The sequence below is a fragment of the Streptomyces sp. NPDC058240 genome (assembly GCF_042882135.1).
Taxonomy (GTDB): Bacteria; Actinomycetota; Actinomycetes; order Streptomycetales; family Streptomycetaceae; genus Streptomyces.
Map to the genome: position 1 here is coordinate 61122 of NZ_JBHVWT010000017.1, position 15189 is coordinate 76310.

15 protein-coding genes are annotated in these 15189 nt (G+C 71.0%); 10 read left to right on the forward strand and 5 right to left on the reverse strand.

Features of this window, described 5'->3' with window-relative positions; all coding sequences use genetic code 11:
• Nucleotides 1-211: 211 nt before the first annotated feature.
• The 6 genes from ACFVX4_RS24880 to ACFVX4_RS24905 all read left to right on the forward strand — a co-directional run bounded on the left by ACFVX4_RS24880 (nt 212) and on the right by ACFVX4_RS24905 (nt 5206).
• Nucleotides 212-742, forward strand: a complete 531-nt coding sequence (locus tag ACFVX4_RS24880; RefSeq protein WP_389980947.1) for a hypothetical protein — start codon at nt 212-214, stop codon at nt 740-742.
• 149 nt (nt 743-891) lie between these two features.
• Complete coding sequence (locus ACFVX4_RS24885; RefSeq protein WP_389980949.1) at nt 892-1782, forward strand: DUF4097 domain-containing protein; 891 nt, start codon at nt 892-894, stop codon at nt 1780-1782.
• Nucleotides 1783-1824: 42 nt separating this feature from the next.
• Complete coding sequence (locus ACFVX4_RS24890) at nt 1825-2829, forward strand: ATP-binding cassette domain-containing protein (RefSeq protein ID WP_389980951.1); 1005 nt, start codon at nt 1825-1827, stop codon at nt 2827-2829.
• A complete protein-coding gene (locus tag ACFVX4_RS24895; protein ID WP_389980953.1) occupies nt 2829-3620 on the forward strand; it encodes an ABC transporter permease in 792 nt (263 codons plus the stop codon). The genes ACFVX4_RS24890 and ACFVX4_RS24895 overlap by 1 nt, the downstream gene beginning before the upstream one ends.
• Nucleotides 3621-3726: 106 nt before the next feature.
• The gene (locus tag ACFVX4_RS24900; protein ID WP_389980955.1) at nt 3727-4968 is read left to right on the forward strand and encodes a cytochrome P450; all 1242 of its coding nucleotides are present in this window, start codon (nt 3727-3729) and stop codon (nt 4966-4968) included.
• A 4-nt stretch (nt 4969-4972) separates the two neighbouring features.
• On the forward strand, nt 4973-5206 hold the full coding sequence (locus ACFVX4_RS24905) for a ferredoxin (RefSeq protein WP_389980957.1): 234 nt from the start codon (nt 4973-4975) through the stop codon (nt 5204-5206).
• A 145-nt stretch (nt 5207-5351) separates the two neighbouring features.
• Here ACFVX4_RS24905 and ACFVX4_RS24910 read toward each other — a convergent pair whose 3' ends face one another.
• From ACFVX4_RS24910 to ACFVX4_RS24925, 4 genes are all read right to left on the reverse strand, one after another.
• Entirely contained in the window at nt 5352-5951 is a 600-nt protein-coding gene (locus ACFVX4_RS24910) for a DUF1772 domain-containing protein (RefSeq protein ID WP_389980959.1), read from the reverse strand.
• A 152-nt stretch (nt 5952-6103) separates the two neighbouring features.
• Complete coding sequence (locus tag ACFVX4_RS24915; protein ID WP_389980961.1) at nt 6104-7096, reverse strand: AraC family transcriptional regulator; 993 nt, start codon at nt 7094-7096, stop codon at nt 6104-6106.
• Between the two features lie 70 nt (nt 7097-7166).
• Nucleotides 7167-8042: an NmrA family NAD(P)-binding protein gene (locus ACFVX4_RS24920; protein WP_389980963.1), complete on the reverse strand. Its 876-nt coding sequence runs from the start codon at nt 8040-8042 to the stop codon at nt 7167-7169.
• A 95-nt stretch (nt 8043-8137) separates the two neighbouring features.
• Complete coding sequence (locus tag ACFVX4_RS24925) at nt 8138-8758, reverse strand: sigma-70 family RNA polymerase sigma factor (protein ID WP_389980965.1); 621 nt, start codon at nt 8756-8758, stop codon at nt 8138-8140.
• Between the two features lie 79 nt (nt 8759-8837).
• Between ACFVX4_RS24925 and ACFVX4_RS24930 the strand changes: the two genes are divergently transcribed.
• Nucleotides 8838-9671, forward strand: a complete 834-nt coding sequence (locus tag ACFVX4_RS24930; RefSeq protein WP_389980967.1) for an alpha/beta fold hydrolase — start codon at nt 8838-8840, stop codon at nt 9669-9671.
• Between the two features lie 32 nt (nt 9672-9703).
• Here the strand turns inward: ACFVX4_RS24930 and pip are convergent, their stop codons facing one another.
• Entirely contained in the window at nt 9704-10663 is a 960-nt protein-coding gene (gene pip / locus ACFVX4_RS24935; protein WP_389980969.1) for a prolyl aminopeptidase, read from the reverse strand.
• 416 nt (nt 10664-11079) lie between these two features.
• Here pip and ACFVX4_RS24940 point away from each other — a divergent pair, with 416 nt between their 5' ends.
• The 3 genes from ACFVX4_RS24940 to ACFVX4_RS24950 all read left to right on the forward strand — a co-directional run bounded on the left by ACFVX4_RS24940 (nt 11080) and on the right by ACFVX4_RS24950 (nt 15078).
• On the forward strand, nt 11080-12714 hold the full coding sequence (locus tag ACFVX4_RS24940) for an ABC-F family ATP-binding cassette domain-containing protein (RefSeq protein ID WP_389980971.1): 1635 nt from the start codon (nt 11080-11082) through the stop codon (nt 12712-12714).
• A gap of 83 nt (nt 12715-12797) precedes the next feature.
• A complete protein-coding gene (locus ACFVX4_RS24945; protein WP_389980973.1) occupies nt 12798-14483 on the forward strand; it encodes an ABC-F family ATP-binding cassette domain-containing protein in 1686 nt (561 codons plus the stop codon).
• A gap of 28 nt (nt 14484-14511) precedes the next feature.
• Nucleotides 14512-15078 (forward strand): CGNR zinc finger domain-containing protein, encoded by a 567-nt coding sequence (locus tag ACFVX4_RS24950; RefSeq protein WP_389980975.1) that lies wholly within the window; start codon nt 14512-14514, stop codon nt 15076-15078.
• Nucleotides 15079-15189: the final 111 nt, after the last annotated feature.

The window sequence follows — 15189 nt, forward strand, 5'->3', positions numbered from 1 at the left end:
ACCCGACGCCACGGGATGCCGCCGGTGGCGCCAGAGCCCCCACCCAGATGGCGCCACGATGGCATTTCCATGGCACCGTCCCAAGCCGCGCCCTCATTCGAGCGGCACCAAGGCGCACCAGAATACAGAGAAGTCCCAGCTCAGAGACGCATGCGCCAGGAAAGAGCCAACTTGGCTCGCCATGGCGCCACTCGTGTGCCATGATGGCGTCATGGACCTCACGCCCTACGTCGACAACCTCCGCCAAGAACTCGCCGTCGCGGCGGACGCCGGCGGTGACGAAGCCCGCGCCCTGGCCGAGCGGCTCACCGCCCCCCTGGAGTCCGCCACCCGGCTCACCCTGCTCAACGCGCTGTCCGCAGCCATGGGCGAGGTCACCCGGGAGCTGGCGCCCGGCTCGGTCGACGTGCGGCTGCGCGGGCTCGACCCCGAGTTCGTGGTGACGCCGCCGCCCGCGCCCGAGCCGTTCCAGGAGACGCAGACGTCGGCCACGGCCCCCGCCGCACCCACGCCGCCACCGCCGCCCGCGGACGCCGACGACGGCGCGATGGCGCGGATCAACTTCCGCCTCCCCGCCCACCTCAAGGGCCGCGCCGAGAACGCCGCGGCGGCGGAGGGCCTGTCGGTCAACGCCTGGCTGGTGCGGGCCGTGTCCACCGCCCTTGAGGGCGGTGAGCGCGCAACCCCGCCGGGCCGCGGCAAGGACTCGGGCGGCCGGGGCTTCACCGGCTGGGTCCGCTAGGCCCTGTCGGCGGATCAGGGTCGGACAGACCCTGGGCCGCCGGCCCGGCCCACCCCACTTTCACCGGCGGATCGCCGATCCGGCCGACGTAACTCTTCACCCGCCCCACCGGCGGGATCACCCAACCAAGCCACGAGGACGGGACAGCCATGCCTGCTTTCGAGACCCCCGAACCGATCTCCGCCACCTTCGAACTGGAGGTCGGCACCGCCCGCATCACCGCGGGCAAGCGCACCGACACGGTCGTGGAGGTGCTGCCGCGCAACGGATCCGACGACAACGACGTACGCGCCGTGCAGCAGACCCAGGTCACCTGCTCGGGCGGCCGTCTCACGGTCAGGACACCCAAGAAGCGGTCCCTGTTCGGCAAGCCGGGCGCCATCGAGGTGAGCGTCGAACTGCCCGCGGGGTCGGATCTCCGGGGCACCACGGCCATGGGCGGCTTCTTCTGCGATGGCCGCTTCGGGGAGGTCACGCTCAAGACCTCGCTCGGCGACCTCCAGGTGGACGAGGTGGCGGGCGCCGACCTCAAGACCGACCACGGCGACATCCACCTGGCCCGCTCGACCGGGGACGTCGAAGTCATCGGCTCGGGCCGGATCGAGGTCGGCACGGTGGCCGGCGCGGCGACCGTCAAGAACGGCAACGGCGCGACCGAGATCGGCGAAGTCACCGGCGGTCTGAAGACCAACGCGGCCAACGGCGACATCTCCGTGGGCATCGCGCACGGCAGCGTCGCCGCCAAATCCGCGAACGGCCGGATCGAGGTCGCCGTCGCCCACGCCGGGGTCGACGCGATGTCCTCCAACGGCCGTATCCGCGTCGGCGACGTGACCCGTGGCCGAATCGATCTGCGCACCTCCGTCGGCGACCTCGAAGTGGGCATCCACGAGGGCACCGCCGCCTGGCTCGACCTGAACGCCAAGTACGGCACCGTACGCAGTTCGCTCGACTCCGCCGCCGGCCCCGAGGGCTCCGACGAGACCGTCGAGGTGCACGCCCGTACCTCGGTCGGCGACATCGTCATCCGCCGTGCCTGACCCCGCTTACCCCCAACTCCCCGCCCTCGAAAGGAAAGCGGCATGACCACCACCCAGACATCCGCGCCGACCGCCAAGAACGCGACGGCGTCGGCGATCACCGCCACCGGACTGCGCAAGTCCTACGGCGACAAGGTCGTGCTCGACGGCATCGACCTGAACATCGCCGAGGGCACCGTCTTCGCCCTGCTCGGACCCAACGGCGCCGGCAAGACCACCACCGTGGAGATCCTCTCCACGCTCATCGACGCCGACGCGGGCGAGGCCCGGGTCGCGGGTCACCATCTGACCGGCGCCGCCGACGCGGTGCGCTCCGTGATCGGCGTCACCGGCCAGTTCTCGGCCGTCGACAATCTGCTGACCGCCGAGGAGAACCTGCTCCTCATGGCGGATCTGCACCACCTCGACCGGCGCGAGGGCAAGCGGCGGGCCAAGGAGCTGCTGCGCCGCTTCGACCTGACCGAGGTGGCGGGCAAGACCGCCGTCACCTTCTCCGGCGGCATGCGGCGCAAGCTGGACCTGTCGATGACCCTGGTCGGCGATCCGCGGGTCATCTTCCTCGACGAGCCCACCACCGGACTCGACCCGCGCAGCCGGCGCACCATGTGGGAGATCATCCGGAGCCTCGTCGCCGACGACGGCGTGACCATCTTCCTGACCACCCAGTACCTCGATGAAGCCGACCAACTCGCCGACTGCATAGCCGTGTTGGACCACGGCAGGCTGATCGCCGAGGGCACCGCCGACGAGCTGAAGCGGCGCATCCCCGGCGGCCACATCCGGCTGCGGTTCGCCGACGCCCAGGAGCTGGACACCGCCGCGGACATCTTCGGGATCGCCACGCGCGACGAGGAATCCCTCACCCTGCAGATCCCCAGCGACGGTTCCATCCCCACCCTGCGTGCCGTCCTCGACACCCTGGAGTCCACCGACGTCCGGGCCGAGTCGCTCACCGTGCACACCCCCGACCTCGACGACGTCTTCCTGACCCTCACCGGTCAGCCCCGCCCCGCCGACACCACCGCATCGCCCGAGGAGAACGTCTGATGGCCACCATGTCCTACGCCGCCCAGGACTCCCGGACGATGCTGCGGCGCAACCTCAAGAAGGCCCTGCGCTACCCGTCCCTGACGCTCACCGTCGTCATCATGCCCATCATGATGCTGCTGCTGTTCAACTACGTGTTCGGCCGCGCCCTGGGCACCGGCATCAGCGGACTGCCCACCGGCAGCGGCGACTACATCGACTACCTGGCGCCCGGCATCATCCTGATGGCCGCCACCTCCGGCGCCCTGACCACCGCGATCAGCGTGTGCGTCGACAAGACCGAGGGCATCGTCAATCGCTTCCGTACGATGCCGATCTCCCCGGCCTCGTTCCTGACCGGCCATGTCGTCGGGGGCGTGATCCAGACGATGACCAGCATCACGCTCGTCATCGGCGTCGCCCTCCTGATGGGCTTCCGCCCCAGCGCGACGCCCGTCGAGTGGGTCGCCGCCATCGGTCTGCTCGCCCTGCTCACGCTCGGGCTCACCTGGCTGTCCGCAGGCATCGGCCTGATCGCCAAGAACGTGGAGAGCGCCAGCAACATCCCGATGCCGCTGACGTTCCTGCCGTTCCTCGGCAGCGCCATCGTGCCGACGGATTCCATGCCCACCGGCCTGCGCTGGTTCGCCGAGTACCAGCCCTTCACTCCGATCATCGAGACGCTGCGCGGCCTGTGGCTCGGCACCGAGATCGGCTCCAGCGCGGTCATCGGCCTCGCCTGGTGCGTGGGGCTCTCCCTGGTCGGTTACGTGTGGGCGCGCCGCGCCTTCAGGACCATCGGCAAGCGGTAACCTCCGCTCCTTCGAGGCCGACGCCAAGCGGTAACCCCCGCTCTTCTCAGGCCACTTCACCGATCCACCCCAGCCGCACCTCGCCCCACGCCCACGGAAGGACCCCATGTCGTACGACCCGACGGCCGCCGGCACCACCGCCGACGACATCACCGCCGAAGAGCCGCCCACCCTGCCCACCGACCGGCGCACCGGCTGCCCCTTCGACCCGCCCGCCGAACTCACCGCCCTGAGCGACAAGCCGATGCGCCGCATGCGCTACGCCGACGGACACGTGGGCCGGCTGGTCACCGGCCATGCCGCGGCCCGCGCGATCCTGGCCGACCCGCGCTTCAGCTCACGCTACGAACTCCTGCACCTGCCGATGCCGATGGCGGGCGTGTCGGGCGAGCTGCCGCCAGCGCCGGTCGGCGACATCATCGGCCTCGACGCCCCCGAGCACACCCGCTACCGGCGCCTGCTGACCGGTAAGTTCACCGTCCGCAGGATGCGCCGACTCACCGAGCGCGTCGAGCAGTTAACGACCGAGTGCCTGGACGCCATGGAGCAGGCCGGGCCCGCGGTCGACCTGGTGGAGGCGTTCGCGCAGCCCCTGCCCGCGCTCATGATCTGCGAGCTGCTCGGCGTGCCGTACACCGACCGGGAGCGCTTCCAGGGCCATGTGGCGACCCTCTTCGACCAGACGGTGGATGCCGAGTCGAAGGGCGAGGCCTATATGGCGCTGCTCCAGTACCTGGGAGAACTGGTCCTCGCCAAGCGTGCCGAGCCCACCGACGACCTGCTCAGCGATCTGACCACCTCCGACCTCACCGACGAGGAGCTGGCCGGAATCGGCGGGCTGCTCCTCGCCGCCGGACTCGACACCACCGCGAACATGCTCGCCCTCGGCACCTTCGCCCTGCTCAGCAATACCGACCAGCTGGACGCGCTGCGAGCCGACCCGGGCCTCGCCGAGCAGACCGTGGAGGAGCTGCTGCGCTACCTCAGCGTGGCCGACCCGCTGCTGCGGGCGGCGCTCGACGACATCGAGGTGGAGGGGCAACTCATCGGAGCGGGCGAGACGGTGACCGTTTCCGTGCAGGCCGCCAACCGCGACCCGCACAAGTTCCCCGACCCCGACCGGCTCGACATCCACCGCAAGGCCACCGGGCACCTGGCCTTCGGCCACGGCGTCCACCAGTGCCTGGGCCAGCAGCTCGCCCGCGTCGAGATGACCGTCGCGCTCCCGGCGCTCCTCGCCCGCTTCCCCACCCTGCGCCTCGCGGTGCCGCCGCAGGAGGTGCCGCTGCGCGACCGCTCCAACATCTACGGCGTGATCAGCCTGCCCGTCACCTGGGACAAGGAGTAGACCCATGAGCGACCCACGAGATCCGTTGCGTCTCAGCGTCGACCGTGACCGCTGCGCCGGTGCCGGCATGTGCGCCCTGACGGCTCCCGAGGTCTTCGACCAGGACGACGAGGAAGGCCTGGTGGTGCTCCTGCACCCCGCACCGGCCCCCGAGCACCGGGCCGCCGCCCGGATGGCCGTCGGCCTCTGCCCCGCCGGAGCCATCGCCCTCGACGCCCCGGACTCCACGGGCTCGTAGCGACCGTGGCACCGCCCGGACCGAGAACCCCGGCCGAGACCCCGGACCGAGAACCCCGCACCGCGCACCGGTGGGGGGCTCTCGCGTGTGCGGACCCGTCGTTCGGGAGCAGATGCCGACGGGCACCTGCGCCGCCGCCGGACGATCAGTCCGGGACACCGGCCCATCCGCGGCCCTGCAGTCTCAGGCAGTGCGCCAGGCAGCCCAGTGCGGCGGTGCACAGCAGGGTGCGCATGATGTTGGTCGTTTCCCAGACCCCCTTGAACTTGTCGACGACCGACAGGTCGCGGACCTTCGCCGGGTCACCGATCGCGGCGAGCTCGTTGTTCAGGGGGATGTTGACGGAGAACGTGACCAGCAGCGCCACCACGTAGAGCGCGGCGGCGACGCCTGCCCACAGGGCGACCGTACGGCGTCCCTTGCGGTACTCGATGACGGCAACGGCCACCGTCACGGCGAGCGCGCCGAGGAAGATCAGAACGAACAGGCCGCTGGTGTCTATCACCTGGTTGAAGTTCTGCATGGCCTCCGCGTACAGGCGGTCGTCGGTACGGGCGAGGCCGGGCATGACCGACACATCGAAGGCGAAGAACAGACCGGCCATCAGACCGACGGTGATGACGGACATCACCAGCAGAATGCCCGCGGCTCTGCTCGGCCGGGGCGCTGGCGCCTGCGACGCGTGCGGCGCCTGCGGCACATGGCGGCCGGGAGCGCTGCGGGGATGGGAGGAATCGGTGGTCATCGGAGCGTCCTCACTGTGAAATCCGGTCGTTCGCCCGGCGCGCGAGCGCGGGAATCGTGGCGGGAATCATGGGTGACCGCCGACCGGAGCGGTCCGGCTCGTCCGGCTCGTCCGGCTCGTCCGGCGAGGCGTGACGCGTGCGGCCCGGACCGTCAGCCGCCCAGCACCACCGTCCGGGACGGTGTCGCCGGGGGCAGGACGATCTGCGAGGCGCCGCTCCTCCGGTACTCCTGCGGAGTGACTCCCCGCACCCTCTTGAAGGCCGAACTCAGCGCGAACGCACTGCTGTAGCCGACCTGGTGCGCGACCGCGGCCACCGTGGCGTCCGGTTCGCGCAGCAGGTCGGCGGCCAGGGTGAGACGCCAGGTGGCCAGGTAGGTCATCGGCGGCTCCCCCACGACCTCGGCGAAGCGGCGGGCGAGGCCCGCCCGGGAGACGCCCACCTTGCGGGCCAGCGACTCCACCGTCCACGCGTGGGCCGGATGTTCGTGCAGAAGACGCAGTGCGGGCCCCACCCTGGGGTCGGACCGGGCGCGGTACCAGGCCGGCGCGCCGGCGCCCGGCTCGGCGAGCCAGGCGCGCAGCACACTGACGAAGAGCAGGTCGAGAAGGCGGTCGAGGACCAGCTCCTGGCCCGGCTCGTCGCGGCCGATCTCCTCGGCCAGCAGAGGTACGAGCGGGGAGTCGTCGAGGGCGGCGGGCCGCACCAGGAGGGCGGGCAGGGCACCCAGCAGACGGCGGCCGATCTCGCCGGGCCCCTGGTACGTGCCGCTGAGCATGACGGACGAGCCCTGGCCGATCGGGTCCCCCCAGGTGCGCACCCCCAGGGCCATGCTGTCGGTGACGTCCTCGCCGTCGCCGGTGCCACAGCGCTGATCCGGGCCGACCGTGATCTGGACGGGGGTGTCCTGCGCGTCCGCGATCGTGTACGGGTCGGGGCCCCGCAGCACGGCGACGTCGCCGGGGCCTATGCGGGCCGGAACTCCGTGGTCGGGCATCACCCAGGCCTCGCCGTGGACCATGGTGGCCAGGGAGATCGGGGCGCGGTCCTCGACGCGGAGCGACCAGGGCGGATTGAGAACGGACTTGAGCAGGAAGGCGCCACGCGCCTTGGGCCCGTCCAGGAGCCCGGTGAGCACGTCCATGTGGTGATCCCCATTCGGCTTGAGACGCCCCCCGACGTCCCCCGACGCTGTCAGACGTTGCCGGGCGTTGTCAGACGTTCCAGATGCCGGTGGCGGCGGCATCCTTCGCGAAGACGGAGAAGTCACGCGGGTCGCGGCCGAGGGCCTCCTCCACACCGTGGACGACGCGGGCGTTGCGCCCGTCGAGGATCAGGCCGAACAGGTCGGCGAACTCGACCGGCAGCCCGTTCTCCCGCAGGACCGCCCGGTAGTCGTCGAGGGTGACCGGGATGTACGTGATCTCCCGGCCGGTGACCTGCGACAGCTCGGCGGCCACATCGCGGAAGCTGAGCGACCGGGGCCCGGACAGCTCGTAGGTCCTGCCGATGTGCTTGTCGTCGGTGAGAGCCGCGGTGACGACGTCGGCGATGTCGTCGGCGTCCACGAACGGCTCCACGGCGTCGGCGGTCGGCAGCGCGAGCTCACCGGCCAGGACCGGCTCCAGGAAGAAGCTCTCGTCGAAGTTCTGGTTGAACCAGCTGGCCCGTACGACAGTCCAGTCGGCGCCCGACTCCTTGAGCTTGTTCTCGCTGATGACCGCCCCCGGTTCACCGCGTCCGGAGAGCAGCACCAGGCGGCGGGCGCCCTTCTTCACGGCGAGTTCCGAGAAGGCCCCGACGGCCTCGGCGGCCCCCGGGAACCCGAGGTCGGGGTAGTAGGTGACGTAGACGGCTCCGACGCCCTCGATCGCCGCCTCCCAGGTGCTGGGGTCCTCCCACACGAAGGGCGGTTCGCCGCTGCGGGATCCCACACGCACCGGCAGCCCCTGTGCGGTGAGCCGCTCGGCCACACGGCGCCCGGTCTTGCCGGTACCGCCGATCACCAGGGTCGTCCTCGTTCCGTTCTGCTGAACGTTCCGCTGGCTGTTCTGCTGGTTGTTCTGCTGGTTGTTCCGTGTGTTCGTCATGCCGATCAGTCAACTGCCGCCCGTCGAGACGACCCATAGCCACAACGCTCAACTCCATACGCGTGCGTCTACCGGAGGATCGGGCTGCTGCGCGATCAGGCGTCTTCCCTGAGCCGGTCGCGCTGGATCCGGTGTGCGAGAGCGCGGCGCGCGGAGGCCGATGCGGTGGCGGTGACGGTGGTCTTCGAGGGGACGTCGAGGCCGCGGCTGATCCTGTCGTACGCGTCCTGGTAGCCGATGGGCATCGTCGCCCGGTGCAGCCTCAGGTCCTCCTCGACGAGGCGTCGCAGCTCGTCGACGTTCTCGGGCGTGAAGCGCTTCCTCCCCCGGGCGACGGCGTCGACGCAGCGGGTGCAGCGGGCGGTGTCGCGGAGGGTCTCCGAGATCTCCTCGGCAAGGGCCCACAGGCGTCCTTCGAGCCATGGGACGTCCTGCTGGTCCAGGGAGAGCTCCATCGGAGGCGGCGGGTCGTCCATCCGGTACTTCGCCACCTGCTTGGACACGGCGGGCTGACTCATGGCCGCGAGCCGGGCAATCCTCTCCTGCGTCCAGCCGAAGCCGATGAACAGCTTGATCATTTCGGCGCGCAGCCTCCGCATCTCCTCGCCTGCGCGGATGACTTCGTTCATGCCGGCGAGCATCCGCCCGGCCTGTTCCTCGGTCAGCGCTTCGGCCGGCTCCTCGCCGATCCGGTGCGCGCTCTCTTCGCCTGCCATGACTCGGTTATATACCTCCGGGCCCCTGCCAGCCATAACCGGGTTGTACAACCTGGTTATGGCTGGCAGAGTGCATGCCATGCCCACCTTCTTCGCACCTGACGGAACCCGGCTCGCCTACCGCGTACACGGCGACGGGGACGGCGACCCGCTCGTCTGCGTCCCCGGAGGCCCTGCAGACTCCCGCTACCTCGGTGACCTCGGCGGCCTGTCGGCGCACCGCCCGCTGATCGTCCTGGACCTTCGCGGCACCGGGCGGTCCGCGATCCCCGAGGACTCCTCCTCCTACCGCTGCGACCGCCTCGTCGAGGACGTCGAGGCCCTGCGCACACACCTCGGACTCCCCCGGATCGACCTGCTCGGCCACTCCGCCGGAGCGAACCTCGCGACGCAGTACGCGGCGCGTCACCCGAAGAACGTCGGCAGGCTCGCCCTGATCGCCCCCGGCACCCGGGCCCTCGGAATCGCGATCACCGGGGAGATGCGACGCGAGCTCGCACAGCTCCGCAGGAACGAGCCGTGGTTCCCGGCGGCGTTCGCCGCCCTGGAGGCGATCACCGAGGGCACCGGCAGCGACTGGGAGGCCATCAGCCCCTTCTTCTGCGGCCGTTGGGACGCCACTGCGCAGCAGCACCAAGCGGCGAGCCGGCCGGACAACGAGGAGGCTGCCGCTCTCTTCGCGGCCGAAGGGGCCTTCACACCGGATGCCACCCGTGCGGCGCTCGCCGGCTTCGAGGCCCCCGTCCTGTTGCTCGCCGGTGAGTTCGACGTGAACAGCCCCCCTCGCTCGGTGGCCGAGGCCGCCGAACTGTTCCCCGATGCCGTACTCACCGTTCAGCCAGGAGCCGGTCACTGCCCCTGGGTCGACGACGCGGACCGGTTCGTGGCAACCGTTGCCGCGTTCCTGGGGTGAAGCCCGTACTCGCTGCCCACGGCTTCGCGAGGCTACTGCCGCGCGAAGCGCTCGAACGCCGCGTACAGCGCCGCGCTCATGGCGGCACTGCCCTTGTGTCCCGAGTCCTCGATGACCACGAGTTCCGCGCCGGGCCAGGCGTGGGCGAGTTCCCAGGCCGTGCCGAGCGGTCCGCTGAAGTCGAGGCGGCCGTGGATCAGGACGCCGGGGATGCCTGCCAGGCGTCCCGCGTCGCGGATCAGCTGACCCTCCTCCAGCCAGGCCCCATGGGCGAAGTAGTGCGAGCAGATCCGTACGAACCCCAGCATGGCCCGGGGCGGCCTGTCGCCGTACGGGTTGGGCGAGCCGTTCGGCTCCGCGGAGAGAACCGCGTCCTCCCAGGCGCACCAGTCGGTCGCGGCCTTGGCCCGTACGTCCGGGTCGGGGTGCTCCATGAGGCGCGCGTACGCTCCGACGAGGTCGCCGTCCCGGTCCGCCTCGGGGACACCGTCCCGGAATCGCTCCCATGCTTCCGGGAAGAACCGGCCCGCGCCCCGGTAGAGCCAGTCGATCTCGTAGCGACGGGTGCTGGTGACGGCGGCGAGAACGATCTCGGACACCCGCTCCGGGTACCGCTCGGCGTACGCGAGGCTGAGCGTGGAGCCCCAGGAGCCGCCGAACAGCAACCACCGGTCGACACCGAGGTGTTCGCGCAGTCGCTCCATGTCGGCGATCAGATGCTCGGTGGTGTTGAGCTTCATGTCGGTGGTGGGGTCGGCGGCATGGGGCGTGCTCCGGCCACATCCTCGCTGGTCGAAGAGGATGATCCGGTAGCGCTCCGGGTCGAAGGACTTGCGCGGGCCCGTCGAGCAGCCCGAACCGGGGCCGCCGTGGACGACGAGAGCGGGCTTGCCGTCGGGGTTTCCGCAGGTCTCCCAGTAGATGAGGTTTCCGTCGCCGGTGTCGAGCATGCCGTGGTCGTAGGGATCGATCGGCGGGTACGGGGCTGCCATGTCCGGTTCTCCTCCATCGAGTTCATCTCAGGCACAAGCCGAACACCATACACACGGATCGCATGCGTCACCTGTTTGACTGGTGACGCACCGCGTGGAACAGTCATGCGCACCCAGGTCCGCTCCTTCCCCTGCCTCGCCGCCGACCTCGGCCTGTAGGACCTTTCCGACTCTGATCCGCCTAACAGGCCCCGAGGCCTGTTAGGCTCGCGAGAGCATTGATCACATATCGAGTCGATCATGTATTGAGGAGACCAGACATGGTGGGTGACGACGACATCTCGGGGTGATACCCCGATCTGTCAGGCCACCGGCGGATGCCCAGGAGCATCGCCGTCGTGGCCGTTCAGTCGTCCCCTTCTTCCATGTCCCGGGCACCAGTCTCTGCCTGCCCGTATCTCATTCGAGGTCTCTCCATGTCCGACGCCTCCGTCATCTGCTCCAACCTGTCCTTCGCCTGGCCCGACGACACCCCGGTCTTCGAGGACCTGTCCTTCACCCTGGGCAGCGGCCGGACGGGCCTGGTCGCGCCCAACGGCTCCGGCAAGAGCACCCTGCTCAAGCTGATCGCCGGCGAGCTGCGGCCCGGCACCGGGTCCGTGTCCGTGGGCGGCACGCTCGGCCATCTCCCGCAGACCCTTCCCCTGACCGGTGATCTCACGGTGGCCGAGGTCCTGGGCGTCGACGCGGTGATCCGGGCCCTGGACGCCGTGGAGTCCGGGGACGTGAGCGAGGAACACTTCACGGCCATCGGTGACGACTGGGACATCGAGGAACGCACCCGGGCCCAGCTGGACCGGCTCGGCCTCGCCGGTCTCACCCTCGACCGGAGCCTGAGCACGCTCAGCGGCGGCCAGGTCGTCTCGCTCGGTCTGGCGGCCCAGCTGCTGAAGCGGCCCGACGTACTGCTGCTCGACGAGCCGACCAACAACCTCGACCTCGACGCCCGTCACAAGCTCTACGACGTACTGGAGGACTTCAGCGGCTGCCTCCTGCTGGTCAGCCACGACCGTGCGCTGCTCGACCGCATGGAGCGCATCGCCGAGCTCGAACGCGGCGAACTGCGCTTCTACGGTGGCAACTTCACCGAGTGCGAAGAGGCCGTGCAGGCCGAGCAGGAGGTCGCCGAGAAGAACATCCGCAACGCCGAACAGGAACTGAAGCGGGAGAAGCGGGAGATGCAGCAGGCCCGCGAACGCGCCGAGCGCCGCGCGAGCAATGCCGCCCGCAACCTCAAGAGCGCGGGCCTGCCGCGTATCTTCGCCGGGAACATGAAGCGAGGCGCCCAGGAGTCCGCGGGCCGGTCGGGGCAGCTGCACGCCTCCCGGGTCAGCGAGGCCAGGGCCCGGCTGGACGAGGCGGGGCGCGCCCTGCGCGACGAGCAGCGCATCACGCTGGATCTGCCGGACACCGATGTGCCCGCCGGACGCACGCTCGTCCTCGGCGAGCACATGCAGGTCCGCCACGGCGGACGGGCCGTGTTCGCCGAGCCGGGCGTCGACCTGACCGTCCGGGGCCCCGAACGCATCGCGCTGACCGGTCCCAACGGCTCCGGCAAGACCACACTGCTGCGGCTGCTCAACGGCGAACTCGGCCTGGACAGCGGTCAGATCAAGCGAGCCGACGGCCGGATCGCCTACCTCTCGCAGCGGCTGGACCTGCTGGACCCGGACCGCACCGTCGCCGAGAACTTCACCGCGTTCGCGCCGCACCGGCCGGAGGCGGAGCGGATGAACCTGCTCGCCCGCTTCCTCTTCCGGGGTCCCCGGGCCCATCTGCCCGTCGGGGTGCTGTCCGGCGGTGAGCGGCTGCGCGCCACCCTGGCCTGTGTCCTGTGCGCCGAACCGGCTCCGCAGCTGCTGCTCCTGGACGAGCCGACGAACAACCTCGACCTGGTCGGCGCGGGCCAGCTGGAGAGCGCGCTGGGCTCGTACCGGGGGGCGTTCGTGGTGATCAGCCACGACGAGCGTTTTCTGGCCCGGATCGGTGTGGCCCGGTGGCTGCGGCTGGCCGGCGGTGAGCTGACGGAGACGGGGGCGCCCGAGGTGTGAGCCGCTGACGTGCCGACCGGGCCCGCGCCCGAGGTGGTTCGCCACCCGGCGGGCCGAACACTGATCACGTCAGGTGGACCACCATGTCTCGACCGGCCCTGCTCGCATCCGACGTCGTCCGCACCCTGGGGACCAAACGGGTCCTCGACGGCGTCTCCCTCACCGCCTCCCCCGGCCACCGCATCGGGTTGATCGGGGAGAACGGCGTCGGCAAGTCGACGCTGCTGCGCCTGCTCGCCGGAGTGGACGAACCCGATGCCGGGACCGTCACACGCCCGGCCGACCTGGGCTTCCTGCACCAGGAGATGCCGTTCGACGACGCGTCGACGATCGCCGACGTGCTGGACGAAGCCCTGCGCGAGGCCCGCGACGACCTGGCCGAGCTCGAACGTCTCACCGAGCGGCTCGCCCACGTCCCGCAGGACTCCCCCGGCTACGCCGAGCTGCTCGACGCGTACGGCCGGCGGCTCGAACAGGCCCAGGAGCGGGAGGTCTGGGACGCGGACCGGCGTGCCGCGATCGTGCTCGACGGGCTCGGCCTCGGCGCGTTCCGGCACGACCGGGCGCTCGGCTCCCTCTCCGGCGGGCAGCGCGGTCGCCTGGCGCTCGCCGCCCTGCTGGTCCGGCGCCCTTCGGCACTGCTGCTGGACGAGCCGACCAACCATCTCGACGACGGCGCCGCCGCGTTCCTGGAGGAGCAGGTGCGCGGCCTGCCCGGGGTCGTCGTGGTGGCCAGCCACGACCGGACCTTCCTCGACGCCGTCTGCACGGATCTGATCGACCTCGATCCGGCCATGGACGGCCCGGTCCGCTACGGCGGCAACTACAGCGCCTACCTGGCCGAGAAGCGCGCCGAGCGGGAACGCTGGGAACAGCGGTACGCCGAGGAGCAGGAGGAGCTGGCGGCGCTGCGCCACTCGGCCGGGGTGACCGCGCACCGCGTAGCGCCCGACCGGGAGCGGCGCGACAACGAGAAGATGGGATATGGCCACCGGGGCGGCCGGGTGCAGAGCCAGATCTCCCGGCGGGTGCGCAATGCCACCCGCAGGCTGGACGGGCTGGAGCGCAGGCGGGTCGGTGAGCCGCCGCAGCCGCTGCGTTTCCACGGCACCGTGCTTGCCGTCACCGCGCTCGGCGGGAGGCCGCTCGACGGGGAGTCGGCGGGCGGGGAGTCGGCGGACGACTCCCTCGTCTCCCTGCGCGATGTGCGGGTGCCGGGCCGGCTGGCCGTCGCGTACCTGGACGTACCGGCGACCGAGCGCCTCCTCGTCACGGGAGGCAACGGTGCGGGCAAATCGACGCTGCTGTCCGTGCTCGCCGGGCGGCTCGCGGCCGAGGGCGACGTAAGGCGGCGGCAGGGGCTGACGGTGGGTCTGCTGGCCCAGGACACCGTGTTCGGCCGGCCCGACCGGACCGGGCGCGAGACCTACGTGCGCTCGCTCGGCGCCGAGCGGGCGGAGGCGGTCCCACTGGGCTCGCTGGGTCTGCTGCACGAGGCGGATCTGGACAAGCCGGTCGGCCGGCTGTCGGTCGGTCAGCGCCGCCGGCTCGCGCTGGCGCTCCTGGTGGCGCGTCCACCGGAGCTGCTGCTGCTCGACGAGCCCACGAACCACTTGTCCCCGCGACTGTGCGACGAGCTGGAGGCCGCCCTGGGCACCGGGCCCGGCGCGATCGTCCTGGCCAGCCACGACCGCTGGCTGCGCAGACGCTGGCAGGGGCGCGAGATCCGGCTGCGCTCCGGCCCGGAGCACACGGGGGAGCCTTGCTGACGCGATAGTCACCTGCCAGAATGGTGATGTGAATCTGGATCATGTCTTCGTATGCGGAAACCCGGCGCTCGACTTCGCCGCGACACTCCGGGCACGGCGCTCGGTGCGGTTCGACATGTTCGTGACGCCGGAGCGGCTGCGGGCGTGGTATCTGGAATCCGGCATCGTCGACGCGGTCTCCCCCGGCGACCAGGCCGACGTCGATCGCGCGAAGGCCGTACGGGAGGCCGCCTACGTACTGGTCACGGCCCGTCGACTCGGCGAGGAGTACGCCGACGAGGCACTGGAAGTGCTGAACGGCGCGGCGCGCAAGCCGCCCGCGGCACCCCAGCTCACCGCCTCGGGGCGCTGGACGGAAGCGACGCCGGACGAGGCCCTGTCCACCGTGGCGCGCCATGCGGTCGAGCTCCTGAGCGGGCCGGACGTACCCCTGCTCAAGGAGTGCGGCAACCCCGAGTGCACCCGTATCTACATCGATCGCTCCCGGGGCATGCGGCGGCAGTGGTGCGGCATGGAGTCCTGCGGCAACAAGATCAAGGCGGCCGCCTACCGCGCACGCAAGAAGAGCGCTCACGCCGCGGCCGCCGCACAGTAGGGGCGGCCGGAGCGGGGCGGGCGCGGCGGGTGAAGCCGCGGACACCGACCATCGAGGCCACCACGCCCGCGACCGGCCGCGAAGGACCCCGGCCCTACACGGGGCGCGAAG

Coding starts and splice junctions, on each gene's coding strand:
- ACFVX4_RS24910 (WP_389980959.1), bottom strand. CDS start 5,951: ATGACCACCGATTCCTCCCATCCCCGCAGCGCTCCCGGCCGCCATGTG.
- ACFVX4_RS24900 (WP_389980955.1), top strand. CDS start 3,727: ATGTCGTACGACCCGACGGCCGCCGGCACCACCGCCGACGACATCACC.
- ACFVX4_RS24895 (WP_389980953.1), top strand. CDS start 2,829: ATGGCCACCATGTCCTACGCCGCCCAGGACTCCCGGACGATGCTGCGG.
- ACFVX4_RS24885 (WP_389980949.1), top strand. CDS start 892: ATGCCTGCTTTCGAGACCCCCGAACCGATCTCCGCCACCTTCGAACTG.
- pip (WP_389980969.1), bottom strand. CDS start 10,663: ATGGCAGCCCCGTACCCGCCGATCGATCCCTACGACCACGGCATGCTC.
- ACFVX4_RS24945 (WP_389980973.1), top strand. CDS start 12,798: ATGTCTCGACCGGCCCTGCTCGCATCCGACGTCGTCCGCACCCTGGGG.
- ACFVX4_RS24915 (WP_389980961.1), bottom strand. CDS start 7,096: ATGGACGTGCTCACCGGGCTCCTGGACGGGCCCAAGGCGCGTGGCGCC.
- ACFVX4_RS24880 (WP_389980947.1), top strand. CDS start 212: ATGGACCTCACGCCCTACGTCGACAACCTCCGCCAAGAACTCGCCGTC.
- ACFVX4_RS24905 (WP_389980957.1), top strand. CDS start 4,973: ATGAGCGACCCACGAGATCCGTTGCGTCTCAGCGTCGACCGTGACCGC.
- ACFVX4_RS24930 (WP_389980967.1), top strand. CDS start 8,838: ATGCCCACCTTCTTCGCACCTGACGGAACCCGGCTCGCCTACCGCGTA.
- ACFVX4_RS24920 (WP_389980963.1), bottom strand. CDS start 8,042: ATGACGAACACACGGAACAACCAGCAGAACAACCAGCAGAACAGCCAG.
- ACFVX4_RS24925 (WP_389980965.1), bottom strand. CDS start 8,758: ATGGCAGGCGAAGAGAGCGCGCACCGGATCGGCGAGGAGCCGGCCGAA.
- ACFVX4_RS24940 (WP_389980971.1), top strand. CDS start 11,080: ATGTCCGACGCCTCCGTCATCTGCTCCAACCTGTCCTTCGCCTGGCCC.
- ACFVX4_RS24890 (WP_389980951.1), top strand. CDS start 1,825: ATGACCACCACCCAGACATCCGCGCCGACCGCCAAGAACGCGACGGCG.